This window comes from Variovorax sp. PAMC26660 (assembly GCF_014302995.1).
Taxonomy (GTDB): domain Bacteria; phylum Pseudomonadota; class Gammaproteobacteria; order Burkholderiales; family Burkholderiaceae_C; genus Variovorax.
In genome coordinates, this window is the sequence record NZ_CP060295.1 from 909,309 (window position 1) to 934,952 (window position 25,644).

General features: G+C 66.2%; 22 protein-coding genes and 1 tRNA gene. 13 read left to right on the forward strand and 10 right to left on the reverse strand.

The genetic code is table 11. The annotated features are described in order from the left end of the window. Positions 1-3: 3 nt before the first annotated feature. The 5 genes from H7F35_RS04270 to H7F35_RS04290 all read left to right on the forward strand — a co-directional run bounded on the left by H7F35_RS04270 (position 4) and on the right by H7F35_RS04290 (position 9,069). Positions 4-4,083, forward strand: coding sequence for a type VI secretion system protein (locus tag H7F35_RS04270; RefSeq protein ID WP_187111725.1), 4,080 nt, complete (start codon positions 4-6; stop codon positions 4,081-4,083). After that, a complete protein-coding gene (tssA, locus tag H7F35_RS04275) occupies positions 4,083-5,315 on the forward strand; it encodes a type VI secretion system protein TssA (RefSeq protein WP_187111726.1) in 1,233 nt (410 codons plus the stop codon). The genes H7F35_RS04270 and tssA overlap by 1 nt, the downstream gene beginning before the upstream one ends. A gap of 84 nt (positions 5,316-5,399) precedes the next feature. Further along, entirely contained in the window at positions 5,400-6,269 is an 870-nt protein-coding gene (locus tag H7F35_RS04280) for a hypothetical protein (RefSeq protein WP_187111727.1), read from the forward strand. 134 nt (positions 6,270-6,403) lie between these two features. Then, positions 6,404-7,195 carry a response regulator transcription factor gene (locus H7F35_RS04285; RefSeq protein ID WP_410010761.1) on the forward strand — a complete coding sequence of 264 codons (792 nt, stop codon included), beginning with the start codon at positions 6,404-6,406 and terminating at the stop codon, positions 7,193-7,195. Further along, on the forward strand, positions 7,105-9,069 hold the full coding sequence (locus H7F35_RS04290) for a 7TM diverse intracellular signaling domain-containing protein (protein WP_187111728.1): 1,965 nt from the start codon (positions 7,105-7,107) through the stop codon (positions 9,067-9,069). The genes H7F35_RS04285 and H7F35_RS04290 overlap by 91 nt, the downstream gene beginning before the upstream one ends. A 345-nt stretch (positions 9,070-9,414) precedes the next feature. Here H7F35_RS04290 and H7F35_RS04295 read toward each other — a convergent pair whose 3' ends face one another. Further along, the gene (locus H7F35_RS04295) at positions 9,415-9,762 is read right to left on the reverse strand and encodes a hypothetical protein (protein WP_187111729.1); all 348 of its coding nucleotides are present in this window, start codon (positions 9,760-9,762) and stop codon (positions 9,415-9,417) included. Positions 9,763-10,043: 281 nt separating this feature from the next. Here H7F35_RS04295 and H7F35_RS04300 point away from each other — a divergent pair, with 281 nt between their 5' ends. Then, positions 10,044-10,706, forward strand: coding sequence for a tRNA-uridine aminocarboxypropyltransferase (locus tag H7F35_RS04300; RefSeq protein ID WP_187111730.1), 663 nt, complete (start codon positions 10,044-10,046; stop codon positions 10,704-10,706). A gap of 210 nt (positions 10,707-10,916) precedes the next feature. Here the strand turns inward: H7F35_RS04300 and H7F35_RS04305 are convergent. The 5 genes from H7F35_RS04305 to H7F35_RS04325 form a co-directional block, all read right to left on the reverse strand. Beyond that, positions 10,917-11,006 (reverse strand) — tRNA-Ser (locus H7F35_RS04305). A gap of 58 nt (positions 11,007-11,064) precedes the next feature. Next, complete coding sequence (gene serS, locus H7F35_RS04310) at positions 11,065-12,396, reverse strand: serine--tRNA ligase (RefSeq protein WP_187111731.1); 1,332 nt, start codon at positions 12,394-12,396, stop codon at positions 11,065-11,067. 52 nt (positions 12,397-12,448) lie between these two features. Next, positions 12,449-13,414 carry a threonine/serine dehydratase gene (locus H7F35_RS04315; protein WP_187111732.1) on the reverse strand — a complete coding sequence of 322 codons (966 nt, stop codon included), beginning with the start codon at positions 13,412-13,414 and terminating at the stop codon, positions 12,449-12,451. Beyond that, on the reverse strand, positions 13,411-14,379 hold the full coding sequence (gene ispH, locus H7F35_RS04320) for a 4-hydroxy-3-methylbut-2-enyl diphosphate reductase (RefSeq protein ID WP_187111733.1): 969 nt from the start codon (positions 14,377-14,379) through the stop codon (positions 13,411-13,413). The genes H7F35_RS04315 and ispH overlap by 4 nt, the downstream gene beginning before the upstream one ends. An 82-nt stretch (positions 14,380-14,461) precedes the next feature. Continuing rightward, complete coding sequence (locus H7F35_RS04325; RefSeq protein ID WP_187111734.1) at positions 14,462-14,905, reverse strand: peptidylprolyl isomerase; 444 nt, start codon at positions 14,903-14,905, stop codon at positions 14,462-14,464. 107 nt (positions 14,906-15,012) lie between these two features. Here H7F35_RS04325 and radC point away from each other — a divergent pair, with 107 nt between their 5' ends. Both radC and H7F35_RS04335 read left to right on the forward strand, forming a co-directional pair. Further along, positions 15,013-15,690 (forward strand): RadC family protein, encoded by a 678-nt coding sequence (radC, locus tag H7F35_RS04330; protein WP_187111735.1) that lies wholly within the window; start codon positions 15,013-15,015, stop codon positions 15,688-15,690. After that, the gene (locus H7F35_RS04335; RefSeq protein ID WP_187111736.1) at positions 15,690-16,346 is read left to right on the forward strand and encodes a Smr/MutS family protein; all 657 of its coding nucleotides are present in this window, start codon (positions 15,690-15,692) and stop codon (positions 16,344-16,346) included. Before radC ends, H7F35_RS04335 begins: the two co-directional genes overlap by 1 nt. A 128-nt stretch (positions 16,347-16,474) precedes the next feature. Here H7F35_RS04335 and H7F35_RS04340 read toward each other — a convergent pair whose 3' ends face one another. From H7F35_RS04340 to fabV, 4 genes are all read right to left on the reverse strand, one after another. Next, positions 16,475-18,526, reverse strand: coding sequence for a bifunctional 2',3'-cyclic-nucleotide 2'-phosphodiesterase/3'-nucleotidase (locus H7F35_RS04340; RefSeq protein WP_410010811.1), 2,052 nt, complete (start codon positions 18,524-18,526; stop codon positions 16,475-16,477). Positions 18,527-18,655: 129 nt separating this feature from the next. Beyond that, a complete protein-coding gene (locus H7F35_RS04345) occupies positions 18,656-19,879 on the reverse strand; it encodes an NAD(P)/FAD-dependent oxidoreductase (protein WP_187111738.1) in 1,224 nt (407 codons plus the stop codon). Between the two features lie 42 nt (positions 19,880-19,921). Continuing rightward, on the reverse strand, positions 19,922-20,341 hold the full coding sequence (locus tag H7F35_RS04350; RefSeq protein WP_187111739.1) for a group II truncated hemoglobin: 420 nt from the start codon (positions 20,339-20,341) through the stop codon (positions 19,922-19,924). 27 nt (positions 20,342-20,368) lie between these two features. Next, entirely contained in the window at positions 20,369-21,565 is a 1,197-nt protein-coding gene (gene fabV, locus H7F35_RS04355; protein WP_187111740.1) for an enoyl-ACP reductase FabV, read from the reverse strand. Positions 21,566-21,739: 174 nt separating this feature from the next. Between fabV and H7F35_RS04360 the strand changes: the two genes are divergently transcribed. From H7F35_RS04360 to H7F35_RS04380, 5 genes are all read left to right on the forward strand, one after another. Continuing rightward, positions 21,740-22,354: a hypothetical protein gene (locus tag H7F35_RS04360; RefSeq protein WP_187111741.1), complete on the forward strand. Its 615-nt coding sequence runs from the start codon at positions 21,740-21,742 to the stop codon at positions 22,352-22,354. Positions 22,355-22,465: 111 nt separating this feature from the next. Continuing rightward, positions 22,466-23,293 carry an ABC transporter substrate-binding protein gene (locus H7F35_RS04365; protein WP_187111742.1) on the forward strand — a complete coding sequence of 276 codons (828 nt, stop codon included), beginning with the start codon at positions 22,466-22,468 and terminating at the stop codon, positions 23,291-23,293. A 170-nt stretch (positions 23,294-23,463) separates the two neighbouring features. Further along, positions 23,464-24,159, forward strand: a complete 696-nt coding sequence (locus H7F35_RS04370) for an amino acid ABC transporter permease (RefSeq protein ID WP_187111743.1) — start codon at positions 23,464-23,466, stop codon at positions 24,157-24,159. 13 nt (positions 24,160-24,172) lie between these two features. Next, positions 24,173-24,892: an amino acid ABC transporter permease gene (locus H7F35_RS04375; RefSeq protein WP_187111744.1), complete on the forward strand. Its 720-nt coding sequence runs from the start codon at positions 24,173-24,175 to the stop codon at positions 24,890-24,892. After that, positions 24,889-25,632 (forward strand): amino acid ABC transporter ATP-binding protein, encoded by a 744-nt coding sequence (locus H7F35_RS04380; RefSeq protein WP_187111745.1) that lies wholly within the window; start codon positions 24,889-24,891, stop codon positions 25,630-25,632. Before H7F35_RS04375 ends, H7F35_RS04380 begins: the two co-directional genes overlap by 4 nt. Positions 25,633-25,644: the final 12 nt, after the last annotated feature.

The following is a 25,644-nucleotide window of genomic DNA, read 5'->3' on the forward strand; positions in this document are numbered from 1 at the left end:
GCCATGCTGACAGACCAGCTCTTCCTCATTTCCATCGCGGTGCTGACGCTGGTGGTGCTGCTCGTGCTGGGCATGGTGCTGTACTTTGCAGCGCGCCGCTCGCACGCCAAACCTTCGAGCGACCCGAAGGTCGCGCGCATCCGCTTCGATTCGCTGCGCAGTTCCTTCCGCCAGGCCGTCGAGCTGATCGAAGGCAACATCGCCTCGCGCGCCGACCGCTACGGCATCCCGTGGATCATGGTGCTCAACGAGGGCGACGACCACCGGCAGTTGCCCATCGAGCAGTCGGGCGTGGCGAGCGCACTGAGTACCGAATCGGCCTCGGCCGCGACCACGCAGGGCATTTCGTGGCACTTCTTCGACCGTGGCGTCGTCATCGACATCCAGGGCGCGTACCTCGGCTCGCCCGATGACGACGATGCTTCCGAGAAGCCGTGGGACGAGTTCCTGGGCATGTGCCGGGCCTACCGGCCGCAGCGGCCGTTCGACTCGGTGGTCATCACCATTCCGGCAGCGCTGCTGCTCGACGACAGCACCGACGGGCGGCTCGAACTCTCCAAGCGCGCCAAGCTCGCACACCGCCGCCTGTGGCTCGCGCAGAACCGCTTCGCGATGCGCTTCGCGGTGTATGTGCTGATCACCGGCGCGGAACAGCTCGAAGGCTTCAGCGCCTTCGCGAGCGCCCTGCCCGAGCCGCTGCGCGCGAGCATGCTGGGCTGGTCGTCGCCTTACGACCTGTCGACCACCTACCAGCCGGGCTGGGTCGACGAAGCGGTGGGCACGGTGGTTCGCACGGTGTCCGACGTGTCGGCCGAGCTTTTTGCCACCGACACCGCGCCGCAGGGCGCAGGTCCGCAGCTGCTGCTGCCCTCGCGCATCGAGGCGCTGCGCGGCCAGTTGCAGCTGTACGTCGACGAGTTGATGCGCCCGAGCGCGTACCACGAGCCCTTCTTCTTTCGCGGCATCTACCTGACCGGCGACAGCGGCGAATCGGCACAGGCCGTTGCCGCCATCGACGCCGAGCGCGACACCTACGGCCGGCAGGAGCCCGCCAGCGACGACCTGATCGCGCAGCTGATGCGCCAGCCGGCGTTCCTGCGCGACCTGTTCGAGAAGAAGATCTTTCTCGAGTACGGCCTCACGCGGCCGTCGCGCACGCAGACCCTGGCGCGCCCGGTGCTGCACCGCGCGCTACGCTGGACGGCGGTGATCTTCCTCGGCGGCTGGGGCATCGGCCTGGTGGTGGCGACATGGCAACTGCACCGGCACAACACCACGCTGGTGTCGGCCCTGTCGCAGTTGCAGCACGACGCGCAATACCGCATGCGTGCGCTGCAGCGCGGCGAAGCCATTCCGACCGCGTGGTACCGCAACAAGGCGCTGTCGCTGCTGGCCATGAACGAGCGGCTGCGCACCGACGGCACGTACTCTTTCTTCATGCCCGGCTCGTGGCAGCCCTTCGACGACCTGAACGAACGCGTGATCGAGCGCATCGAGCGGGAGTTCGGCGACATCGCCGTGAGCACGCTGCGGCGCGAGCTGATGGCCCGCGTGAGCCAGTTGAGCGGCGTGGAGCAGGACGAAGCCACCGGCGAGTTCATCGTCGGCGCCAATTGCAGCCTGCCGCCGAGCTTCAAGACCATCGGCGACGCACCGCGCAAGAACGGCTTGCTGGTGGAAGACCAGCCCGAGTTCGGCGCCCTGCAGCGCTACCTGGGTTCGGCCGAACAACTCGACACCGCGCTGCAGGCGGTGGAGCGCCTGCGCCAGCCATCCACCGGCAATGCGGAAGACCTGCGCGTGGCCGTGCGCTATGCGCTGGGCGCCGAGCTGCCGGCCGACCTGAGCCGCAACCTGCGCTACTTCCGCCAGGCGGCCGAGGGCAAGGCGCTGGCGATTCCGCTGACGCCGGTGCAAGCCGCGCTGCGCTGTGCGCTCGACAAGGGCACCGCACAGCTGGACGCGCGGCTGTTCGTCAACAACGAGCTGCTGGTGTCCGAGCAGTCGCTGGCACGGCTGCTGCCGTCGCTCGCCAGTGCCGGCACCTTCGCGCGCACCACGGCGAGCTACCGAGAAGTGATCGCCGCCATCAAGGACCAGGAAGACCTGGTGGCCTCGGGCAAGGGCGGCTGGATGCGCCAGCCGGTGCTGGTGCTGGGCGCTTCTTACGACCGCACCATTGCGCGCATCGAGCAGAACCGGTTGCTGGGACAGGAGCCGGCCGATGCGGTGCGCAGCCGCGCGCAGGACGCGTTCCAGAAATTCCGCGCCGAGTTCAATCTGCGCTTCGGTGGCGCGCAGCCCGGCCTCGTGTGGCAGGACAAGGAAGGCCGCTTCGCCTTGGCGCCCGAACGCATCGCGCTGCGCGACGCGCTCACCGCGCTGCTGGCGCAGCCCTTCATGGCGGCCGCGCGCGATCGCGACCTCCCGGCCGCGGGCATGCGCCCGATGGCCGGATGGGACTTGTCGCGGCTCGACCAGGCGTTGGCCATCGGCGATATCCGCAAGCGCTACATGACCGACGGCATGCAGGCCTTTCCGGCAACGGTTCGCCCGGGCATCGAGAGCGCGCTGAATGCGCACTTCGCGCAGCTGGTGGTCGACCAGGTGGCCGAGGCCGCGACCGGCACGAGCGAGGGCATGCGCCCCGCATCGGGCGCGCTGATGGCCACGGACACGCAGGCCGCATCCTATGAAGCCTCGCGCCAGCGCCTGGCCAAGGTGCAGGCGCTGCTGTACGAGCTGGGCGCGGGCCCGCGCGCCGAAGACCTGCGCGCGCTGATGTCGCGCGATGCGCTGCAGCGCCTCGAAGGCGTGGACGAAGCCTTCAACCAGTCGGAGCTGTACGCCATGCGCGGGCGCGACTTCCAGGGCTGGCGCGGCGAGCGCGGGCCGATGCTGGTGGCCTTCGGTGTCTCGGACGCGGGCTCGCTCGCGGCCTACCTGGGCCAGCAGTTCAGCCGCACCGAAACGCTGGGCAAGCTGGCCGACGGCTACATCGCGGCGCTCGACGGCGCGGGTGCGGGCTCGGTGCTCGCGCAGCGCTGGCAGGCGATCAACCGCGACCTGGAGCGCTACCGGCTGAAGAACCCGAACAGCAGCCTGCTGCTGCTCGAACAGTTCCTGGGCACGACCGGCGCCGAGATCGATCGCGAGACCTGCGCCGCCAAGCTGGCCGGCAAGGCACCGGCGGCGCGCATCGGCGACTACTTTGCCGACCGCCACCAGCAGATCTACAGCGCCCTGCTCGCGCGCTGCTACGAGCTGCAGTTCGGTGACCAGCAGGAACTGTGGACGCAGTTCTCCGCGCGCTTCAACCGCTCGCTGGCGGGCCGGCATCCGTTCGGCGCGGCCACCACGGCGCGCGCCTTCGACCTGGCCGATCCGGCGGACGTGAACGACCTGGCGCGGGCCTTCGACCCGCTGGCGCGCGCACTGAAGGAAAGCCGCGCGGAGGGCGGCGTGCGCACCGCCGCCATGCCGGGTGCGGCCGCGCGCCGCTTCGCCGACCAGTTCGGCCGCGCGCGCGACTTCCTGTCGCCGCTGTTCCCGACCGAGGATGGCGCCACGCCGGGCTATGACCTGAGCGTGGACTTCCGCGCAAACACCATGGCCGAGATCGAGGGCAACAAGATCATCGACTGGTCCTTCGAGGTCGGCGACCAGGTGCTCAAGCAGCGCGATGCACCACGCACGCTGCGCTGGGAATACGGCATGCCGGTGGCGCTGGTGCTGCGCATCGCGAAGGACTCGCCGGTGGTGGCGCGCGCCGATCCGCAGCAGCCCGCGCTGTTGACCGACGGGCAGAGCGTGAGCTTCCGTTTTGCCGATCCGTGGGCGCTGCTCACGCTGGCGCAGCGCCAGCGGGAAGGTGATGCGTCGCAACGCCCGGACGGCCGCACGCAGCTGCTGAAGTTCGAGTTTCCGCTGGTGGCCCAGTCGGCCGGCGACGCGGCGCAGACGCCGGCCGGCGGTCGCGCGCGCGTGTTCCTGCGCGTTGCGGCAAGCCCCGCCGGCAAGAAGACCGCCCTGATCTGGCCCGCCGCGTTCCCCGCACGCGCTCCTGAATGGAACACGCCCTGATGGCTGCCCTGCTCGCCCCCCTGAACGCCGAGGCCGCCAACGGCTTTGCGCCCGACCTCGCGGCCTTCCTTGCACCGGTGGAGGTCGAGGGCCCCGCGGGGCCGTCGCTTCGCTACGACCCGGTGTACGCCCGCATCCGCGAAGCGCGCACGGAGGAAGACGCCAGCCTGCCGATGGGCGAATGGACCCGTCCGCTCAAGAAGGCCGACTGGCGTGCCGCCGAGATGCTGTGCTCCGAGCTGCTGCAGCGGCGCAGCAAGGACCTGCAGGTGGCCGCGTGGCTCACCGAGGCCTGGGTACATCGCCATGCGATCGACGGGCTGATCGCGGGAGCGCGGCTGCTCGAAGGGCTGGCACGCGAGTTCTGGCAAGACGTGCATCCGCGCATCGAGGAGGACGGCGATGCGGACATGCGCGCGGCCACTTTCGTGTGGATCAACGACACCCTCGGGCAGACCCTGCTGATGCGCGTGCCCCTGCTCGCATGGGCCGACTTTTCGCCGCCCTTCATCAACCTGGGCGACTGGCAGCGCGCGCTGACCACCGAGTTCGGCGCCGGAGCGGCTGCCGCCGCCGGCACCGCCAGATCGACGGAAACGGAAGTGGCCGAAGAGCTGACCGCGCAGACGGTGTCGCGGCAGGACATCCTCGACCACGCCTCGCGCAACCTGCATGCGCTTGCCGCGCTCGACGACCAGGTGGCCCTGGCCGTCGATGCCTGGCGCGAGCTGACCGTGCTGCTCGACGAGCGCCTGGGCGCCGACGCGCCCAGCCTGTCGAAGGTGGCGGAGATGCTGACGCGCATGCGGCAGGCGCTGCGCAGCCTGCTGCAGGAGCGCGACCCGCGCGACCAACCCATCCCCGCAACGCTGTACGCACCACCGCATGCGGTGGACGACGTGGCAGTGCGGCCTCCCGCGAACCCGATGGACGACGACATGAGCGAAGCCCCTTTTTCTTCTTCCGCCGCCTTCACCGCGTCCGCGGAGCCTTCCTCACTGCCCCAGGCGGTAGCTGGCGAGCGCATCGGCAACCGCGCCGAGGCCTACCGGCTGCTGGAACTGGCGGCCGCCTACCTGCTGCGCGAAGAGCCGCACAGCCCGACGCCCTACCTCGTGAACCGCGCGGTGGCATGGGGGCGCATGCCGTTGCCGCAGCTGATGCAGGAAGTGCTGCGCGAGGACGGCGACCTCAATCGCTACTTTTCGATTCTGGGCATCAGGCCGGAGTGAGTCGGCTTTCAAACCGTGTGCTGTCCGTGAGCGGAATGGCTCCGCTTCATTTGTTGATGATTTTTATATTCATGAGGAAAAGATATGGCGTTCAATCCAGATCCATTCAAGCAAGCTGAATTGGAAGTGGCAAACAAGAGCATGGGCTCGCAGATTGCGCACTCCCGTCTCTTCCACTCGACGCGCAGTGCGTTCTCGAGCAAGGGTTCTTTCGCCAGCAAGGGCATTGGAGCGGCTGTGGGCGTGGGAAAGCTGTTCCTTGCCTTGATACCGGTTCCTGTCGTGGGCTCCGTCGTAGGTGCGGTCGTCGACGCGGTCAACGGGAAGGTCCGGGGCGCACTTCATGGCAGTCATACGGGTACCGGCGCTTCGAACGAGGACATGGCCAAATTCGGCATCAAGGAGCTGACGGTCGAAAACCTCGACAGGTATCGCTGGAAGGTCGCCCAGTCTTTTGAAGCGCTCAACGAAGGAATCGGGGTCTACAACACAAGCCCCCAAAGATGCGATGACATGTACCAGTTCACTCTTTTGTACGAGCAGGTGCAGCGCCGAAAGAAGATGCTCAAGGAAGAGTTGGACAAGTTCAAGAGAGTGATGGATGCGGTGGACGGCTGGATTGCGGATCTGGAGCGTGTCCAGGAGGTGCAGCTCACGGACATGACCAACAAGATCACGAAAAACGTGCGCGATCAAATTGCCCTGATGACTACTTTGAGCCCCAGCAATGCCGCTCAAGCCATGCAAATCACGGCGATCCAGACGCAGCATGTGGACTGCAAACTGTGGTGCTACTGCAAAAAGCAGGCGAAGTACGACCCCAATACAGGCTGGGAGACCTTGAAGACCTACGCGGGCACGGTGTCCACCTTCCTGCAGCCGATCGCCGTGTCGGCGGTGGCGGTCACGAAGTCCGCCTACACCAACGATGCCGATAATTCGAAGTTCAACTGAGTCTTTCCTGCCCTGACGCACCGGTCGACACGCGTGCGCGGCGAGCTCACCAGATATGGTGATTTCCGATGTCCGCCGGGCGGTCAGACTCGCCGGACACATGAGCACGCGTGCGATCGCGGCGAAGGAAGCAAATGGCAATGGAATCAGGCGGCCCGGCGCGCACTCTGCAGCTGGGCCCCGAAGGCGGGCGCGACGCGGTTCTTCCGGCCCCCGTGCTGGTGGTCGAGGACGATGCGTTGATGCAGCGCCGCATCTACGGCGTGCTGGCGGCGCTGGGCTACGGCAATGACGCGCTGGTCTTCGCCAAGTCGATCGCGCAGGCGCGCGCCCACATGGCCGCGCAGCCGCATGCGCTGGCGCTGGTGGACATCGGCCTGCCCGACGGCAGCGGCGTGTCGCTGATCGAGGAACTGAGGGCCGACGACCCCGCCTTGCCGATCCTCGTCATCTCGGCCTGGAGCACGGAAGACGTCATCCTGAATGCGTTGCGCAGCGGCGCGACCGGCTATGTATTGAAGGAGCGCGACGACATCGAGTTGTCGCTGTCGGTGCGCAGCGTGCTGCGTGGCGGCGCACCCATCGATCCCTTCATCGCCCGGCGCATCCTCGAGCTGGCACATTCACCGCCGACCGCGGCCAACGATGACGCGGCGCCCGCCGCGACGCATGCGACGGCACCCGCTTCGCCGCGCCGCGAGGAAGCGCGGGCGGATGGGGGACGACCCGATGTCGACCTGACACCGCGCGAACGCGAGATCCTGCAGTTCGTCGCGCAGGGCCTGACCAACCGGGAGATTGCGCAGCAGCTCCTCCTGTCCCGACATACCGTTGAATGCCACATCAAGCACATCTACCAAAAGCTCGCCGTTTCGAGTCGGACCAAGGCGGTCTTCGAGGCGCGCTCTCGTGGCTTGTTGCCCTGATCCTGCTGCTCACGGCCACCGGTGCCTGGAGCCAGGACTGCGCGCCCCGCATCGAGGCCGTGTCGGTGTTGCGCGCCGCGCCGGACATCCGCGATCCGGCGGCGCTGCCACGGACCGGCTGGGAGCCCGCCAGCCTGCCGGACCGCTGGACGCAGCGATGGTCCGATTTCAAAGGCACGGCGTGGTATCGCATCGACTGGAGCCTGCCCTGTGCGGCCCAGGCCGGCAACGCCGACAGCGCCGCGCAGTTGGGCGTGGCGCTGGACTACCTCAACATGGCCGGCGCTGTCTTCGTCAACCAGACCTTGCTCTGGCGCGATCCCAGCCTCGTGGAACCGCTGAGCCGCAGCTGGAACATGCCGCGCTTCTTCGCCCTTCCGTCCGCGGCGCTGCGGCCTGAAGGCAACGCCCTGTTCATCCAGGTCGTCGGCGCCAGCCGTTTCGACTCCGGCCTGGGCAACCTGATGATCGCGAGCGTCGACGCGGCGGCATCGCACGCGCAGAACCGGAGCTTCTTTGTCCGCACCTTGCCGGGCATCAACCTGGTCATCTCGGCCACGCTCGGTGCCTTCTTCCTGGCGCTGTGGCTGTTACGCCGCCAGGACAGCGCCTACGGGTGGTACGCCCTGACCTCCGCCACCTGGCTGCTGTTCTTCAGCAATACCGTGGTCACGACGCCCTGGCCTTTCAGCACCACCGAAGGCTGGTCGCGCCTTGTCACGGTCAGCATGACTTTCTTTTGCAACGCCCTGTGCATGTTCCTGTGGGCCTTCGGCGGTCAGCGCTTCCCGCGCCTGGCGCGCACGCTGTGGGCCGTCAGCGGCGCGGTTGCACTGCTGTTCCTGTTCATGCCCCCGAGCTGGTATGCGAACGCGACACGCACCGTCTTCTTTAGCTGCGTGCTGCTTTTCATCGCGGCCTGCCTGCAGTTCATCGTGCGGGCAAGTCGCACGCGCGAGATCGAACACCTGCTGCTGGCGGCGTGCCTTGTGGGTTTTCTGGTCGCGGCGGTACACGACACGCTGCTGGTGCTGGGCCTCATCGGCGCGGGCTCCGCCTACACGCCGATCACTTCGCCCCTGATCACGATCGGCATGACGCTGATCCTCGCCAGCCGGTTCGCGCGCAGCGTGAAGCGGGCCGAGTCCTTCAATGTCGAGCTCGAGGGGCAGGTCCGCCTCGCCCGCGACGACCTGGCACGCACGCTGACGCGCGAGCATCGGCTGGAACTCGACAACGTGCGCCTGAGCGAACGCCTCCAGGTCGCGCACGACCTGCACGACGGCCTCGGCGGCTCGCTGGTGCGCTCGATCGCGCTGGTGGAACAGTCGGGGCAGGCGATCGAGGTCAAGCAGTACCTGTCGATGTTCAAGTCGCTGCGCGACGATCTGCGCCAGGTGATCGACACCAGCAGCAGCGCGTCCACCACCGTGGCTGATACGCCATTGCAGTGGCTGGCGCCGATCCGCTACCGCTTCGTCCAGCTGTTCGACGAACTCGGCATCGACAGCGAATGGCAGGTTCCGCCGACCTGGCCATCGCCGCTGTCCACCAAGCAGTTGCTCGGCCTGACACGCATCCTGGAAGAAGCGCTGACCAACGCCATCAAGCACAGCCGCGCCACCCGCCTGCACGTCTCGCTGTCGGTACAGGCCGATGGCCAGACGCGGCTGGCGGTAGAGGACAACGGCGTCGGTTTCGACGCGGCCATGGTGTCGGAGTCCATGCTCGGCATCGGCCTGCGCAGCATGGAGGCGCGCGCCAGCCGGATCGGCGCAGAGTTCCGGATCACCTCGTCGTGCGAGGGAAGCCTCATCGAGGCACGCATCGACGCCGCGCCGGGCGCCGGAAGGGGTGCTCCGCCTGATACATGAGGGCGCCGGGAGCGCGGCAGAATGTGCGGTGAAATCACATCCACGGTGGACATCTCCCGCAGACACTCGCCCATTTCATGAAAATCGCCAAACGGAATTTCCAGTTGCGCAGAGATCCGTGCAATCGGCACGCCGAGAGGGCAGATCGGAAACTGCATCCGCAAGGATTCGCTTTCCAGTAAAGGTCGAAGATAGCTCATTGGTCTGAATGACAGGTTCTGGCCGCTTGTAGCACGGTCGCGAGTTCCACCCCGATCTGCGTGCTGCTCAGACGCTCAATACCAAAGCCATCAGCAGGCATGCCCCTCGGCCGACGTTCGTAGTTCCGGCCGCAGGTTCAATCGATCACCGACGGAAAAGGCGAATCGCCCCCCAAAGCGACGGAAATGCCAGCAGCGAAAACACCGCAATTTGCTTGAGAACATCACGAAGCATCGATGGCTCAACTCTTCCGTCGGTTGATCTCGTGATGACCTCGGTTTCTCGCTGCGCATTCACCCCTACTTCGGAGTAGTAGCCCTGCGGCGGCGCTGGTAGAAGAAAGAAGACCGCAACGTAGAGCAGATACATCGCGCACAGTGTCAGAACGACAAAGAGCCAAGGGCGAGAGATTGTTGGCCATGCAAGGAGCGCGCTTCCAGCAACGTAGATTGCAGGAAGAATCACGATAACGAGCATTTCGAGCAAGAGCATCCGGAACCCAGTGTGGAGGTGAGCGTGTGACCGACAGCGGCGCACCGAATCGTCGCAAAAAACTTACCTGACTGGCGGGGCTGCTCACCCGAGCGGCGCGTCGTTGAATGCCCGCAATGCCATTCGTCAAAAAGAGGGCATCTACCACCCCACCGCCATCGGCGGATATGGGCCCACTGCGGTCTTCCGACATTGTCCAAAGCTGCCGGTCGTCGCGCCAAAGCCAAGCGACATCTCCTTCCACGCATTGTCTAGCCAGGCATGCTGAATAAAATCCAGCCATGTCCGCCGCTTTAGTCCCACGCCCCCAGTGCACCGCTTGCCTGCGCCCGCTCAGCGCCTGCATTTGCCGCTGGGTCGCGCCCACCGCCCACGCGGTGGAGGTACTGGTGCTGCAGCACCCGCTGGAGGTACACCAGGCCAAAGGCAGTGCCCGCCTGCTGCACCTCAGCTTGGCGCACTGCCGCTTGGTGGTGGGTGAGGCATTTGCCGTGCCAGTCTGGCCGGTGGACGGCAAGCACACGCTGCTGCTGTACCCAGACAGTCTGCAAGATACCGCCCCGGACCTGCGGGTCCCGCCCCCGCTACCGTCCGAGTGGCCGCAAGCCCAGTCGCGCCTGCGCCTGGTCGTGCTGGACGGCACCTGGCGCAAAAGCCGAAAGATGCTCTACCAAAGCCCGCCACTGCAACAGTTGCCCCGCTTGGCCCTGCACAACGTGCCGCCTTCGCACTACCGTATCCGCAAAGCCCATGGGCCCGACCAACTGTCCACGCTGGAGGCGACCTGCTACGCCTTGTGCCAACTGGAAGGCGGTGCAGCGCGGTTCCAGCCCTTGTTGGATGCCTTCGACGGGTTTGTAGAGTACTTGGAGCAGGCTGGCGGGCAGCGAAACGCGCAAACTGACAAGTCCTGCCCTCGACCAAGGGTTACAGGGTTCATTTAAGCGACCAGCTAAATGGCTGGTTTTGGCCGCGTTGTGCCCGCTGCCTTACTCTTCTGTTTGCTGGACTTCGGCCTGGCGCCAACACCCACCGCGCACGGGGGCAAACCAAAACATGGGCAAAACCATTGCACGCGGCCAGCCAACCAGTGCTCCAAGCCCCGCGCCCAGCAAAAAGCCCCAGTAACAAGGGCTGCTACTGGGGCTTGAGTTTGGAGGAGAGGGAGGGATTCGAACCCTCGGTACTATCGCTAGTACGCCTGATTTCGAGTCAGGTACATTCGACCACTCTGCCACCTCTCCGGTGCTGTCGAGCCTTCGATTATAGCGGATGAAATCCCGCTTTTTTGAAGCCCCTGCTTCAACCGCGCAAAACTTCGATGCCGCCGATGTACGGCCGCAACGCTGCAGGTACGTTGATCGAGCCGTCTTCGTTCTGGTGGTTTTCCAGCACGGCCACCAGCGCGCGCCCTACTGCCAGGCCAGAGCCGTTGAGGGTGTGCACGAGTTCGTTCTTGCCCTGCACGTTCTTGAACCGCGCCTGCAGACGACGTGCCTGGAAGGCCTCGCAGTTCGATACCGAGCTGATCTCGCGGTAGGTGTTCTGCGCCGGCAACCAGACTTCAAGGTCGTAGGTCTTGGTCGAACCGAAACCCATGTCACCGGTGCACAGCAGCACCACACGGTACGGCAGCTCCAGCGCCTGCAGCACGACTTCAGCATGGCCGGTCATCTGTTCGAGCGCGTCGTAGCTCTTTTCGGGGTGCACGATCTGCACCATCTCGACCTTGTCGAACTGGTGCTGGCGGATCATGCCGCGCGTGTCGCGGCCCGCGCTGCCGGCTTCCGAGCGAAAGCACGGCGTGTGGGCCGTGAGCTTGATCGGCAGTTGCGACTCGGGCACCACTTCGTCGCGCACGAAGTTGGTCAGCGGCACTTCGCTGGTCGGGATCAGGTACAGCGCCGAATGGTCGGGCGCGGGCTCACCGTCCTGGCCACCCTTCTTCGCGGCGAACAGGTCACCCTCGAACTTGGGCAACTGGCCGGTGCCGCTGAGCGTGGCGGCATTGACGATGTAGGGCACGTAGCACTCGGCATAGCCGTGCTTTTCGGTCTGGATGTCGAGCATGAACTGCGCGAGCGCGCGGTGCAGGCGGGCGATCGGCCCCTTCATCACGGTGAAGCGCGAGCCGGCGAGCTTGGCGCCCATCTCGAAGTCGAGACCCAGCGGCGCGCCGAGGTCCACGTGGTCTTTCGCGGCGAAGGCCAATGGTTTGGCGTCAGCACCAGCGCCGCCTTGCGGAGCCCAGCGACGCATTTCGACGTTGCCGGTTTCGTCTTCGCCGAGCGGCACGCTGGCGTGCGGCAGGTTGGGCACCGCGAGCAGCAGCGCGTGCAGCTCGGGCTGAATTTCTTCGAGCCGCTTCGATTGCGATTCCTGCTCGGCCTTGAGCGCATTGACTTCGGCCATGAGCGCATCAACCGATTCGCCCTTGGCCTTGAGCGGGCCGATCTGCTTGTTCAGCGTGTTGCGGCGTGCCTGGATTTCTTCGGTGCGGGTCTGGACGGTCTTGCGCTCGGCTTCGAGCGCGCTGAACGCCGACACGTCGAGATAAGGCTGGTTCTTCTTGCGTTTTTCGAGGCCGGCCACAGCGGAGGCCAGGTCTTTTCGGAGCAGGGTGATGTCGAGCATCGGCCGATTTTAGGTGGGCGCGGCATCGGCCGTGCCCACCCTGCCCGCGGGATCAGGCGACGGTGGCCGGATCGACGTTCGCGCCGCAGATGATCAGGCACACCTTCTCGCCTTCGCGCGGCACGTAGGCGCCGGTCTGCAGCGCCGCCAGCGGCAGTGCGGCGGCAGCCTCGACGGCGAGCTTCATCTCTTTCCACATCCACTGCTGCGCGGCACGGATCGACTCGTCGGACAGCAGCAGCGCGTCTTGCACCTGCTGCTGCGTGATCTCCCACGCGATGGCGCCGATGCGGCGCGCGCCGAGCGAATCGGCCGCAATGCCGCTCACGTCGACATCAACCGGCTCGCCGGCCTCGCGGGCGCGGAACAGCGTGGGCGACTTCTCGGGTTCGAGCGCCACCACACGGGCGCGCTTCTCGAACCAGCCGGCCAGGCCACCGATCAGGCCGCCACCACCGACGCTCACCAGCACCGAATCGGGCAGGCCGCCCTGCGTTTCGATCTCGTGCCCCAGCGTGCCTGCGCCAGCCACCACTTCGGGCTGGTCGTAGGCGTGGGTCAGCAAGGCGCCGGTTTCCTTCTGGCGCGTCAGGCAGGCAGCCAGTGCGTCGGGGTACAGCTCACCGACCACGACCACTTCAGCGCCCAGCGCCCGCAAACGCGCACGCTTGGCTTCGGGCGACACACCGGGCAGGAACACCTGGCAGCGCACGCCCAGCGCCTTGGCTGCGGCTGCGGTGGCAATGCCGGCATTGCCACCGGATGCCACGACCACACCGCTTTCGGGGATGTCGTTGGCCAGCAGCCGGTTCATCATGCCGCGCGCCTTGAAACTGCCGCTGACCTGCATGTGTTCGAGCTTGAGCCAGACCTCGACGCCCGGCACCGTGATGCCGAACGCGGCCGCCGGCAGCTTCCAGAGCGGGGTTTCACGCAGAAAATTGCCGGAACGCTCGCGCAGCCTTTGGATGGCGCTATCTATTTCAGAGCGCCAGTTGGTTGTATTCATGGTGTTCAAGAGATGTGCCCTGGGGGCGGAATGTCGTCGAGCTTCAGGCCCTTGGGGAGCGGGAACTTGATGGTTTCCTCGATGCCGTCCATCTTGCGGACCGACACCGCGCCGAGCGCGCGCACGCGGTCGATCACCTCGCGCACCAGCACTTCGGGCGCCGAGGCACCAGCCGTGAGTCCGATGCGCGTCTTGCCGTCGAACCACTCGGGCTTGAGCTCGTCGGCCGAATCGACCATGTAGCTTTCGGTGCCCAGGCGCTGGGCCAGTTCGCGCAGCCGGTTGCTGTTGGAGCTGGTGGGGCTGCCGACCACGATCACGAGATCGACCTGCGGGCTCATGATCTTCACCGCGTCCTGGCGGTTCTGGGTGGCGTAGCAGATGTCCTGCTGCTTGGGCTCGCGCACTTTGGGAAAGCGCGCGCGCACGGCAGCCGCGATCTCGGCTGCGTCGTCCACGCTCAGCGTGGTCTGGGTGACGACCGCGAGCTTGTCGGTCTGCCCGGGCGACACCGTCGCCACGTCCTTCACGTCTTCCACGAGGTGGATGCCGCTGGACAACTGGCCCATCGTGCCCTCGACCTCGGGGTGCCCCTTGTGGCCGATCATGATGAACTCGTAGCCTTCCTTGGCGAGCTTGGCAACCTCGACGTGCACCTTGGTCACCAGCGGGCAGGTGGCGTCGAAGATCTCGAAGCCGCGATCGCGCGCCTCCTGCTCCACCGCCTTGCTCACGCCGTGCGCGCTGAACACCAGCGTGGCGCCGGGCGGCACATCGGACAGTTCCTCGATGAAGATCGCACCCTTGGCCTTGAGCTCGTTCACCACATAGGTGTTGTGCACGATCTCGTGGCGCACGTAGATCGGTGCGCCGAACTTGGCGAGCGCACGCTCGACGATCTCGATGGCACGGTCGACCCCGGCGCAGAAACCGCGCGGCTCGGCCAGGAGGACTTCGGAGATGTCGGGGTTCATCGTGCCTCCTGCCGGGCCGCCCCAAAGGAGACACGCGCCCCCTCGGGGGGCAGCGATACGCGAAGCGATGAGCGTGGGGGCGTCATAGAACTCCGATCAGCTTCACTTCAAAGGTCACGGGCTGGCCGGCCAGCGGATGATTGAAGTCGAAGCGCACGGCGGTCTCGTTCGATTCGATCACCGCGCCTGCGTAGCTGCCCGTGCCGTCTGGCGTGGGGAACTGCACGACATCGCCGTTGGCGTACTGCTCGTCGGGATCGCCCATCTTCGCGAGCAGCTTCTTGGCCACCCATTGCTGCATTTCGGGATTGCGCTCGCCGAAAGCCTCGCCGGCCGGCAGCTCGAAGGTGGCGTGCGTGCCCTCTTCCAGACCCAGCAGGCGCTGCTCCATGGCAGGCGAAAGCTCGCCGGTGCCGAGCGACAGGGTCGCGGGCTTGTCGGCAAAGGTGTTGATGATGTCGCCCGCCGGACCGGCCAGCCGGTAGTGCAGGGTCAGGAAGGAGCCGGAAGTCACAACATGGGACATGGAGGCATCAGAGGTGGGCAAAGACAAGGTGGGTGTCCCGATAAACTGGCCCTCATTTTAAGGATCGGGACTTCGACCCGCATCCGCCAAGGTTTCAGCAGGGTTTCATGGCATTCAAGGATCTCCCAATCGACGCCCGCCCGCGCGAAAAGCTCATCGCGCGGGGCGCCGCCGCGCTGGCCGACGCCGAGCTGCTGGCACTGCTGCTGCGCACCGGCGTGGCGGGCAAGAACGTGCTCCAGCTCGCGCAGCAACTGCTCGAACGCTTCGGCGGCCTGTCGGGGCTGCTGCACACCCGCGCCGACGACCTCAAGACCATCAAGGGCATGGGCGGCGACGCCAAGCGCTCCGAGCTGATCGCGGTGCTCGAGCTGGCGCGCCGCGCCATGGGCGAAAAGCTCCGGCACCGCACGGTGTTCGACTCGCCCGATGCGGTCAGGCAATACCTGCAGATGCACATCGGCGCTCGCCCGCACGAGGTGTTCGCGGTGCTGTTCCTCGACGTGCAGCACCGCCTGATCGCCATGGAAGAAATGTTTCGCGGCACGCTCACGCAGACCAGCGTGTACCCGCGTGAAGTGGTCACGCGCGCCCTGCACCACCAGGCCGCAGCCGTGGTGCTGGCGCACAACCACCCGAGCGGCAGCATCGAACCCTCGCGCGCCGACGAATCGCTCACCAAGACGCTGCAGGCCGCGCTGGCGCTGGTCGACGTGCGCGTGCTCGACCACATCATCGTGAGCCCGGGGTTGAGTTTCTCGATGGCAGAAAAAGGACTGCTCTGATGGCCTCGCGTCCACCTTCTCTGAAGAATCTTGCCGATCTCAAGCAGGTGCAGCGCGTGCTCGCCGAAACCCGCGAGCGCGAAGCTGCCGAGGCGGCTGCGAAGGCCGCCGCCGAACGCAGGCGCGCAGCCGAAAAAGACCTGTTCACCCGCGCCATCGGTGCCACCGAACCGCTGCGCCGCAAGGCCTCCGTGCCACTGACGCCCGAGCCTCCCGCGCCGATCCCGGTGCAGCACCAGCTCGACGAGCAGCGCGTGCTGCGCGAATCGCTGTCCGACGAGTTCGACGTGACCACGCTGCTCGACGTCGACGACGCCATGAGCTTTCGCCGCCCCGGCATCGGCACCGACGTGACCGCGCGGCTGCGCAGGGGCGACTGGTCGATACAGGCTCAAGTCGATCTGCACGGCCTGCGCAGCGACGAGGCGCGCGAGGCCCTCGGCGGCTTCATCCGCACGTCCCACAAGCAAGGCCTGCGTTGCGTGCGCGTGGTGCACGGCAAGGGCCTGGGCTCGCCCGGCAAGCAGCCGGTGCTCAAGACCAAGACGCAGCGCTGGCTGATCCAGAAGAACGAGGTGATTGCCTTCGTGCAGGCGAAGCCCGCCGAAGGCGGGGCGGGAGCCCTCGTGGTGCTCCTAGCGCCCGTGCGTCGCTGAGTCTTGCTCCTTCCCCCTCCGGGGGAAGGTTGGGATGGGGGCAGGCCGTCGAACAGGCGCCACGCATGCGGCAACGCCGTCGTGCCCCCCACCCCTGCCCTCCCCCGAAGGGGAGGGAGCAATGCGGGTTACTTGCTCAGGTCCAGCTTGTAGACCGAGCGGCCCTTGCCACTGCCGTCGTCCGGCGTCAGCACCGAGATGTTCGCGAGCCCCGCATCCGTCGCCGCGCCCAACTGCCCCTGCCCCGACGTGAACACCACGTTCCCCGCCGTTGTCACCTGCGTGAAGCGCCAGCTGCGCGCCGCACCATTGGTTGCGCGCGTGATGGTCTTCTTGGCCTTGATGTACGCGATCAGCACGTCGCGGTTCGCATCGGGCGATGCATAGATCGTCGCGCGCCCGTCCAGCGCAGGAATGAAGCTCCCACCACTCGTCGCACGGTAGTTGTTCGTCGCGATGACAAATTCCTTCGCCGGGTCGATGGCTGCGCCCATGTACGTCAGGTTCTTGATGCGGCTGCCCACGTCCTGCGTCACGTCGATCTCGTACTGCATGTCCGGCGTGGTGAACATGTCGAAGTTGTAGCCCGGGAAGGTGCTGATGAGCTGCTGGTCCGTCGTGACGGAAGTGCTGATCTTGTTGAAGCGCTTGGCCGCCGCTTCGAGCCAGCCCTTGATCTCCGCGCCCGTGACCTTCACCGCATACACCGTGTTCGGGTACAGGTACAGGTCGGCCGCGTTGAAGATCGCCAGGTTGCCAACGGCCACGTCGGTGTAGTCGCGTCCGCCTTCATAGCCCGACTTGAAGGGCGCACTCACCGACAGCACCGGCAGGCTCGCGTACTGCGGCAGGTTGGCCTGGATGTAGGTCGTCACATAGTCGGCCTGCGCCTGGTTCACGATCTGGATCGCGCCCGGATCGCCCACGTCCGCAAAGTAGGTGTTCATGCGGAAGTCGGTGCTGCCGATCGGCGTCTTCACGTACGTGATTGCGGCCCGGTGCTGGGTTTCGATCAGCGGTGCAACGCTGGGGTCGGCATCGACGTAGATCGCCTTGCCTGCGCCGTCCTTGCCGGTCTGCGTGGAGCGCACCTCGACGGCCGTCTTGGTCTTGTCCACGCTCCAGGCCTTGCCGTCATACACAAGATCGAGCCTGATCAGGCCCAGCGCCTTGCCCCACGAGCTGGCCATCACGGCCGGCACGCCATTGACGGTGCCGGCCTTGTTGTCCACGCCCGGCTGCTTGTAGCTCGGGTTGGTGCCGGGGTCAGGGAAGGTGCCGTGCTGGTGCCCCATCATCAGCGCGTCGATGCCCGGCACCTTCGACAGATAAAGGCCAGGGCTTTCCATCGTCGGCGAATAGGGCGAGGCATCGAGGCCACCGTGCTGCAGCGCCACCACGATATCGACGCCCTTGGCGCGCAGCTCGGGGATGTACTTGGTGGCCGCTTCCACCGCGCCCTGGGTGCTCACCTTGCCTTCGAGGAAACGCTTGTCCCAGTTCAGGATGCCGGGCGTGGTGAAGCCGATCACACCGACCTTGATCGGCACCGTCACGGCCTTGCCGTCGGGGCCGGTCGCGGTGAACTGCTTGGTCACGATGGTGTAGGGCGCCAGCAGCGGCTTGCCGCTCTTCACGCTCTGCACGTTCGCCAGCACCATGGGGAAGGTCGGGCCAGCGCACTTCTTCGTGCCGTCGACGCCCTCGACATCGAGGCCGCCGCCAATCACCTGGTTAAGAAAATCCAGGCTGTAGTTGAACTCGTGATTGCCCAGCGTGCCGGCGTCGTAGCCGGTGGCGTTCATGACCTTGTAGATCGACAGCGGCTGGGTGCACGGGATGCGGCTCACCAGCGCTTCATAGTCGGCCAGCGCCGTGCCCTGGATGGTGTCGCCGTTGTCCAGCAGCACCGTGTTCGGAAACTCCTTGCGCGCCGCGTTGATCAGCGTGGCGGTGCGTTCATAGCCGTACGACTTGTCTTCGGCGAGCTTGAAGTAGTCGTAGCTGCGCACGTTGAAGTGCAGGTCGGTGGTCTCCAGCAACGCGACCGTCGTGCGCGTGCCTGCGGCAACGGGTGCGGGACCAGGCACCGGCACGACCGGCGGAAAGACCGGGCCGCCTCCGCCTCCGCCACCACAGGCGGTGAGCGCGGCGGCCAAAACTGCGGCACAGGTGGACATGGGGGCGAGGCGCCAAAGCGACGCAGCCACTGCTTTCTTCATCGAGGGGTCTCCCTGCTGATTTGAGGAAGACCCAGTCTCTGAAAGCAGAGTGACAGGGTGGTGAATCCACCCTGACTTGCGGCGCGGCTACGACAGGTGATTCTTTAGTGGTATTGAAGCATCGGCGATTGCCACGGGGTCGGGGCTGCGGCCGGCTTCGAGCAGCTTGCGGCTCATCATGTGATCGACCGGCGCATTCACCGACTCGACGCACACGAGCTGGCCGTCGACGTAATGGAACAGCGAGAACGCCTCGGGCTTGGGCCCCGGGCGGCGCACGCTGCTCAGGCCCGGCGTGCCTTCGGCCGGCATCAGCCCGACCATCTGCAGGCGCATGCTGCCCTGGTCCGACCAGAACCACGCGACCGCATCGTGCGTGCGCGCAGCGCCGGTCAGCGTGGCCACTGCAGTGCGCGCCTGGTCGTTGGCGTTCTGTACCGATTCGAGCCGCAGCGAGCGGCCCGCGCGGCGATCCGGAAAGCGCGTGCAGTCGCCCACCGCGAGCACGTCGGCCGCGCTGGTCTGCATGTGGCCGTCGACCACGATGCCGTCGGCACATTCAAGGCCGGCGGCCTGCGCCAATGCCGTCTCGGGCACCGCGCCGATGCCGAGCAGCAAGAGATCCACAGGCTGCTTCGCGCCGTTGACCTCGATCGACACCAGCCGGTCGCCTGTCACTTCAAACGCGCCAGTCTGCGCGCCGAGCACGATGTCGATGCCTGCCGCGCGGTGCGTGGCAAGCACGTGCGCCGAAAGTTCGGGCGACACGGCACGGCCCAGCAGGCGCGGCGCGCTTTCGATCACCTGCACCGACTTGCCGAGTGCCTTGGCCGTCGCGGCCACTTCGAGCCCGATGAAACCGCCGCCCAGCACCGTGACCTGTTCGGCCGAAGCAAGCCGCGCGCGCAGGCGATGCGCTTCGTCGGCGGCGCGCAGGCTGGCGACGTTTTCAAGCCCCGGCTTCAGTTCGGCCATCTGCCGTGCGCGCGTGCCGGTGGCCAGCACCAGGCGCTCCCACGGCAGGGTCGCACCCGAGCGCAGCGTGACGGTGCGCGCCTCGCGGTCGATCGCCACGGCCGCGTCGCCCAGGTGCAGCGTGATGCCCGCTTCGCGGTACCAGTCGGTGGCCTTGTGCGGTTGCGTCGTTTCTTCGGCGCTTTTCAGGAATGCCTTGGACAGCGGCGGCCGGTGATACGGCTCGCAAGCCTCTTCGCAGACCAGGTGCACGCGCGCGCCCTGCCCGGCTTCCGCAAGCCCGGCACAGAGCTGGGCGGCGGCGTGGCCGCCACCGATGATGACGATGGAATTCATGATGAAGAACAGTCTTTCGGAGTCGTTGTCTGGTTGTCTGGCTTACTCGCCGCGGTTGCGCATCCAGTCGGCGGTCTGGAAGAACGAGCCGCGCAGGCGCTCGCGCAATGCATCGGGCACCTCGGTCTCGCCCATCGCCTGGTCCATGCAGGCCAGCCACTGGTCGCGCTCCTTGATGCCGATGGTGTGGCCGCCAATGGCCTGCGGCATATGGCGCGCACGCAGCATCGGATGGCCGAAGCGGTCGGTGTAGTGCTGCGGGCCGCCGAGCCAGCCGCACAGGAACCAGAACAGGCGCTGGCGTGCGTTGTCGAGGCTGGTGCCGTGCACGGCGCGCAGTTGCGCGTAGGCCGGCTCCAGGTCCATCAGGTCATAGAAGCGTTCGACCAGCGCCTGCACTTTGGGTTCGCCGCCGATCCACTCGAAGGGGGTTCCGGCGGGCGGTTTTTCTTGAATCTGCATGGGCGGGAGTATCCCTCCGTGGACTCCCTAGACCTGGATCAGGTCCGGAATCCCCACGTCGGGATTCACGTCGGCCTCGTAGTCCACGCCCTCGACGGCAAAGCCGAAGAGCCGCAAGAACTCGGTCTTGTAGCCGGCGAAATCGGTCAGCTCGTACAAGTTCTCGTTGGTCACCTGCGGCCACAGTTCCTGCACACGGGCCTGCACCTGCGGCGCCAGTTCCTTGTAGTCCGCGCGCAGGCGGCCTTCGTCGTCGATGTGCGGAGCATTGCCGTACAGGCTCTCGGCATAGAGGCCGTGCACCTGCTCGATACAGCCTTCGTGCGTGCCCTCTTCCTTCATCACCTTGAACAGCAGCGACAGGTACAGCGGCATCATCGGAATGGCCGAGCTGGCCTGCGTGACCACCGCCTTCAGCACCGACACGCGCGCGTCGCCGCCCTTCTCGGCCAGCGTCTCGCGAAGGCCGAGCACCTTCTGGTCGAGGTCTTTCTTGGCGGCGCCAATGGAGCCGTTCCAGTAGATGTCGTGGGTGATCTGCTCGCCCAGGTAAGTGAAGGCCGTGGTCTTCACGCCGTCGGCCAGCACGCCGGCCGCTTGCAACGCGTCGATCCACATCTGCCAGTCTTCGCCGCCCATCACGGCCACCGTGTTGTCGATCTCTTCCTGCGTGGCGGGCTGCAGCACCGACTCTTTGACGACCTCGTTGTCCGTGTCGAGGCCGCGCAGGTTGACGGCCTTGCCGATGGGCTTGAGCGTGGAGGTGAAGACCTGCCCCGTCTTCGGATGCGTGCGGCGCGGTGCGGCCAGGCTGTAGACCACGAGGTCGACCTGCCCGAGATCCGCGCGGATCGTGTCGATGGTCTGCTGCTTGACCGCATCGGAGAAGCCGTCGCCGTTGATGCTCTTCGCGTAGCGGCCCTCGGCCGTGGCGGCGCGGTGGAACGCCGCGGTGTTGTACCAACCGGGCGATGCGGGCTTGGTCTCGCTGCCGGCACGCTCGAAGAAAACGCCCAGCGTGTCGGCACCACAGCCGAAGGCCGAGGTGATGCGCGCGGCCAGGCCGTAGCCGGTCGATGCGCCGATCACCAGCACCCGCTTGGGTCCGCCCAAGATGGGTGCCTGGGCTTTGACGTAGTCGATCTGTTGCCGGACATTGGCTTCGCAACCCACAGGATGGGTGGTAATGCAGATGAAGCCGCGCACACGCGGTTTGATGATCATGGGAAGCTCGCTGGGTGAGATGCAGAGGGGAACGGCGGGAGCGCGTTTTCGGCGCCGCGAATTTAACCCAGCCCGAAAGCGGGGCCTTCAGCATCCCCAAAGGCAGAATGCCACCGGCGCGGCCATCGGTGCCGCGAACGACATCCACAACCGATCTGTTTTGCGAGGCCAGACATGGGTGACTATTCGGAGCTGTACTTCTCGGGCGTCAAGACCCCTCCAGGGCGCGGGGAGCTTTCGGACACCTCTCCATACCTGCTCTCCAAGTACCACGTGCCTCTGTTCTGGCTTGCCATGTTCGATGGCGAAGACATCGCCGATCGCAGAGAGTCGGAAGAGCCGGACGACGTCTGGCCCTACCTCGCCAAGAAGAGAGCGCAGGCCATCGCCATGCTCGACACGCGACGCCCGCGGCTGATCTCGCATTTCCCAGGCATGGACCCGGTCTGGCTGAACCAGTTCGCCTCGATGCTGGCACGGACGCCCTTCGAGTACGTCCACCTCGACACCAGCCAGATCGGCGGCATGGTGGGCACAGGCCCCGAATGGCGGCAATCGCTCGAGACCATGCTGGGTATCTTTGAAGTCGAACCGCCGCCGCCTGTGAGGCAACGTTCATTCATCGGCAGGCTTTTTCGCACGGCCAACGAGCCACCGCCCCCACCAAGCTGGCGCCTGTTCAACGCCAGCTTCGGCGGCTCCTACACCGGCACCCGGGGTACCCAGCCTTGGCCCTATTGCGGCGGCAGCGGGACAGACGAAGCCATGCCATGGGAGTTGCCGCCATGAGCCGTCGCCCGCTCATAGCCGCACGTACATGTCGATATATGAATTGACCATTTAATGATCTGAAGCTTTATTGATAAGGTGCCGCTCTTGCTTTCCCAGAAGGAGAAGAACATGCGCTTGAACCTCATTGCCGCGGCCGTCGCCGCTTCCACCTTCCTGCTCGGCACCGTCGCCCACGCCGACCAGCTGGCCGACATCAAGAAGAAGGGCGAACTCGTGGTCGGCGTGCTCGGCACCGACGAACCCGCCACCTTCATCGACCCGAAGACGCGCCAGATCGTGGGCTACGAAGTCGACCTGGCTAACGCCATCGCGAAGAAGATCGGCGTGAAGCCGGTGCTCAAGCAGATCGCCGTGGCTGCGCGCATTCCCGAGCTGCAACAGGGCCACGTGGACCTGGTGGCGGCCGGCCTCACGCACAACAAGGAGCGCGAGGCGCAGATCGACTTCTCGCTCACCACCTTCGTGACCGGCCAGAAGGCCATCGTGAAGAAGGACAGCGGCATCACCGATGTACCGCAGCTCGGCGGCAAGAAGGTGCTGACCATCCGTGGCGGCACGCAGGAACCCAACATCCGCAAGGCCGTGCCCACCGCCGACGTGGTGACCTTCGACACGAGCCAGCAGGCCTTCCAGGCGCTGCAGCAGGGCAAGGGCGTGGGCTACGTGGACGACGAAGCCGCGCTGCTGCGCAGCTACGCCAAGCTCGGCCCGCAGAAAGCGCAGTACGTGGTGCTCAAGCAGAACCTGAGCACCGAGTCGCTGGCCATCGGCATCAAGAAGGGCGAGACCGGCCTGAAGGCCGTGGTGGACGACACGCTGCGCGAACTCGAGAAGTCGGGCGAGGCGCAGAAGATCTTCATCAAGTGGTACGGCCCGGACACGGCCTCCGGCTTCCAGACGCGCGACTTCAAGCTCGATACCGACAAGATCGACTGACCTCCCGGTGTTTCTCCTTCCCCCGCTGGGGGAAGGCCGGGATGGGGGCATGCGGCCTTTGAACAGGTCGCAGGCCGTGACGCGTTGATCGCCGTCGTGCCCCCACCCCAACCCTCCCCCAGCGGGGGAGGGAGCCAATACCGCTCGCGACGGTGATACTGTCGCCCCCCATGCCCCTGTTCGACTATTCCTTGCTGCTGACCGGCAAGTACCACGACATGCTTGTCGCGGGCCTGCTGCTTTCGCTGCAACTGCTCGCGGCCGCGCTGGTGCTGGCGCTGCCGATCGCGCTGACAGTGGCGATGCTGCGGCTGTCGCCGTTCGCGGCGTTGCGCTGGCTCGGCTTTGCGTACGTCGAGTCGATCCGCAACATCCCGCTGCTCGCGCACATGCTGTTCTGGTATTTCGGCGCGCCCGAGCTGCTGCCCGAGGGCATCAAGCAGTGGCTCTATGCCGGGCACATCGAAGCCTTCAGCGCGGTGATCGCGCTGGCGCTCTACACGGCCGCCTTCATGGCGGAAGACATCCGCAGCGGCATCCGCGCAATTCCCACAGTGCAGTTCGAGGCCGGACGCGCGATGGGCTTCAGCTACCTGGCCACCATGCGCCGCGTGGTGCTGCCGCAGGCGCTGCGCGTGACCATTCCGCCGCTGATCTCGCAGACGCTGAGCCTGTGGAAGAACACCTCCATCGCCACCGTGATCGGCGTGGCCGAGCTGATGTACCAGGCCGGCCAGGTGGAAAGCGCCACCTTCCGCAGCTTCGAGTCGTTCGCCTTCGCGAGCGCGGCCTACCTCACGGTGTCGCTGGCGATCACCGGGCTGGCCACCTGGTATCAGCACCGGTTCCCGGTAAGAACCATCTGACGGGGCGCACGGCATGCTGGAAATCATCAACGACTACTGGGTCTACTTCCTCATCGGGCAGTACCCGAAGGGGCCGCTCGGCGGGCTGGTGCTCACGCTGGTGCTGGCCTCCTGCGGGCTGGTGCTCGCGCTGCCGCTGGGCATCGCGCTCGGCCTGGCGCGCGTGAGCCCGTGGCGCTGGCTGCGCTGGCCCGTGACGGGCTTCGTGTTCGTGGTGCGCGGCCTGCCGCTGCTGATGGTGATCTTCTGGGCCTACTTCTTCCTGCCCAGCGTGACCGGCATCAAGACCGACCAGTTCACCACCATGCTGATCGCGCTCGTGATCTTCGACGCCGCCTACCTCGCCGAGATCGTGCGCGCCGGCATCCAGGGCCTGCCACGCGGGCAGATGGAAACCGCCCGGGCGCTCGGCCTGAGCTACTTCCGCGCGATGCGCCTCGTGGTGCTGCCGCAGGCGCTGCGCAGCATGCTGCCGTCGCTGGTGAACCAGTTCGTGTCGACCATCAAGGAGACCTCGCTGGGCTACATCATCGGGCTGGCCGAGGTGTCGTTCATCGCGACGCAGATCAACACACAGGTGTTCACCAAGCCGGCGCAGATCTACCTGATCCTGGGCCTGACCTATTTCATCCTGTGCTTCGGCCTGTCGCGCTTCGCCTACTGGTTGGAACGCCGGCTCGCGCGACGCGGCCTCTCTACCGTTGCCTCTACCGCCCCCAAGGTGCCCGCATGATCGAACTCGACAAAGTCAACAAGTGGTACGGCAGCTACCAAGCCCTGGTCGACGTGACCGAGACCATCCACAAGGGCGAAGTGGTGGTCGTGTGCGGGCCTTCGGGCTCGGGCAAGTCGACGCTGATCCGCACCTTCAACCGGCTGGAGCCGATCCAGTCGGGCCGCATCCTGGTCGAGGGCAAGGACATCCATGCGCCCGGCACCGACGTGAATGCCTTCCGCTCGCGCATCGGCTTCGTCTTCCAGCAGTTCAACCTGTTCCCGCACCTCACGGTGCTGCAGAACTGCACCATGGCGCCGATGCAGTTGCGCGGCCTCAGCCGCAAGGAGGCCGAGGAGCGCGCGATGGCGCTGCTGCACCGCGTGGGCCTGTCGAACAAGGCCAACGCGTGGCCGAGCGAGCTGTCGGGCGGTCAGCAGCAGCGCGTGGCCATTGCGCGCGCACTCGCGATGCAGCCGCCGCTGATGCTGTTCGACGAGCCCACCAGCGCGCTCGACCCCGAGATGGTCGGCGAGGTGCTGCTGGTGATGCGCGATCTCACGCGCGACGGCATGACCATGGTGTGCGTCACGCACGAGATGGGCTTTGCGCGCGAAGTGGCCGACCGCGTGCTCTTCATGGACGAAGGCAAGGTGCTGGAGCGCGCCACGCCCGACGATTTCTTCAACCGCCCGCAACACCCGCGCGCGCAGCAGTTCCTTTCGGACATCCGCTCGCCGTTCTCGCGCGGCGCATGAGATGCTTTCCAC

What these genes read in the sequence shown, in the direction of transcription:
- H7F35_RS04270 (WP_187111725.1), top strand. Translation starts at nt 4, where the DNA reads ATGCTGACAGACCAGCTCTTCCTCATTTCCATCGCGGTGCTGACGCTG.
- tssA (WP_187111726.1), top strand. Translation starts at nt 4,083, where the DNA reads ATGGCTGCCCTGCTCGCCCCCCTGAACGCCGAGGCCGCCAACGGCTTT.
- H7F35_RS04280 (WP_187111727.1), top strand. Translation starts at nt 5,400, where the DNA reads ATGGCGTTCAATCCAGATCCATTCAAGCAAGCTGAATTGGAAGTGGCA.
- H7F35_RS04285 (WP_410010761.1), top strand. Translation starts at nt 6,404, where the DNA reads ATGGCAATGGAATCAGGCGGCCCGGCGCGCACTCTGCAGCTGGGCCCC.
- H7F35_RS04290 (WP_187111728.1), top strand. Translation starts at nt 7,105, where the DNA reads ATGCCACATCAAGCACATCTACCAAAAGCTCGCCGTTTCGAGTCGGAC.
- H7F35_RS04295 (WP_187111729.1), bottom strand. Translation starts at nt 9,762, where the DNA reads ATGCTCTTGCTCGAAATGCTCGTTATCGTGATTCTTCCTGCAATCTAC.
- H7F35_RS04300 (WP_187111730.1), top strand. Translation starts at nt 10,044, where the DNA reads ATGTCCGCCGCTTTAGTCCCACGCCCCCAGTGCACCGCTTGCCTGCGC.
- serS (WP_187111731.1), bottom strand. Translation starts at nt 12,396, where the DNA reads ATGCTCGACATCACCCTGCTCCGAAAAGACCTGGCCTCCGCTGTGGCC.
- ispH (WP_187111733.1), bottom strand. Translation starts at nt 14,379, where the DNA reads ATGAACCCCGACATCTCCGAAGTCCTCCTGGCCGAGCCGCGCGGTTTC.
- H7F35_RS04325 (WP_187111734.1), bottom strand. Translation starts at nt 14,905, where the DNA reads ATGTCCCATGTTGTGACTTCCGGCTCCTTCCTGACCCTGCACTACCGG.
- radC (WP_187111735.1), top strand. Translation starts at nt 15,013, where the DNA reads ATGGCATTCAAGGATCTCCCAATCGACGCCCGCCCGCGCGAAAAGCTC.
- H7F35_RS04335 (WP_187111736.1), top strand. Translation starts at nt 15,690, where the DNA reads ATGGCCTCGCGTCCACCTTCTCTGAAGAATCTTGCCGATCTCAAGCAG.
- H7F35_RS04340 (WP_410010811.1), bottom strand. Translation starts at nt 18,526, where the DNA reads ATGTCCACCTGTGCCGCAGTTTTGGCCGCCGCGCTCACCGCCTGTGGT.
- H7F35_RS04345 (WP_187111738.1), bottom strand. Translation starts at nt 19,879, where the DNA reads ATGAATTCCATCGTCATCATCGGTGGCGGCCACGCCGCCGCCCAGCTC.
- H7F35_RS04350 (WP_187111739.1), bottom strand. Translation starts at nt 20,341, where the DNA reads ATGCAGATTCAAGAAAAACCGCCCGCCGGAACCCCCTTCGAGTGGATC.
- fabV (WP_187111740.1), bottom strand. Translation starts at nt 21,565, where the DNA reads ATGATCATCAAACCGCGTGTGCGCGGCTTCATCTGCATTACCACCCAT.
- H7F35_RS04360 (WP_187111741.1), top strand. Translation starts at nt 21,740, where the DNA reads ATGGGTGACTATTCGGAGCTGTACTTCTCGGGCGTCAAGACCCCTCCA.
- H7F35_RS04365 (WP_187111742.1), top strand. Translation starts at nt 22,466, where the DNA reads ATGCGCTTGAACCTCATTGCCGCGGCCGTCGCCGCTTCCACCTTCCTG.
- H7F35_RS04370 (WP_187111743.1), top strand. Translation starts at nt 23,464, where the DNA reads ATGCCCCTGTTCGACTATTCCTTGCTGCTGACCGGCAAGTACCACGAC.
- H7F35_RS04375 (WP_187111744.1), top strand. Translation starts at nt 24,173, where the DNA reads ATGCTGGAAATCATCAACGACTACTGGGTCTACTTCCTCATCGGGCAG.
- H7F35_RS04380 (WP_187111745.1), top strand. Translation starts at nt 24,889, where the DNA reads ATGATCGAACTCGACAAAGTCAACAAGTGGTACGGCAGCTACCAAGCC.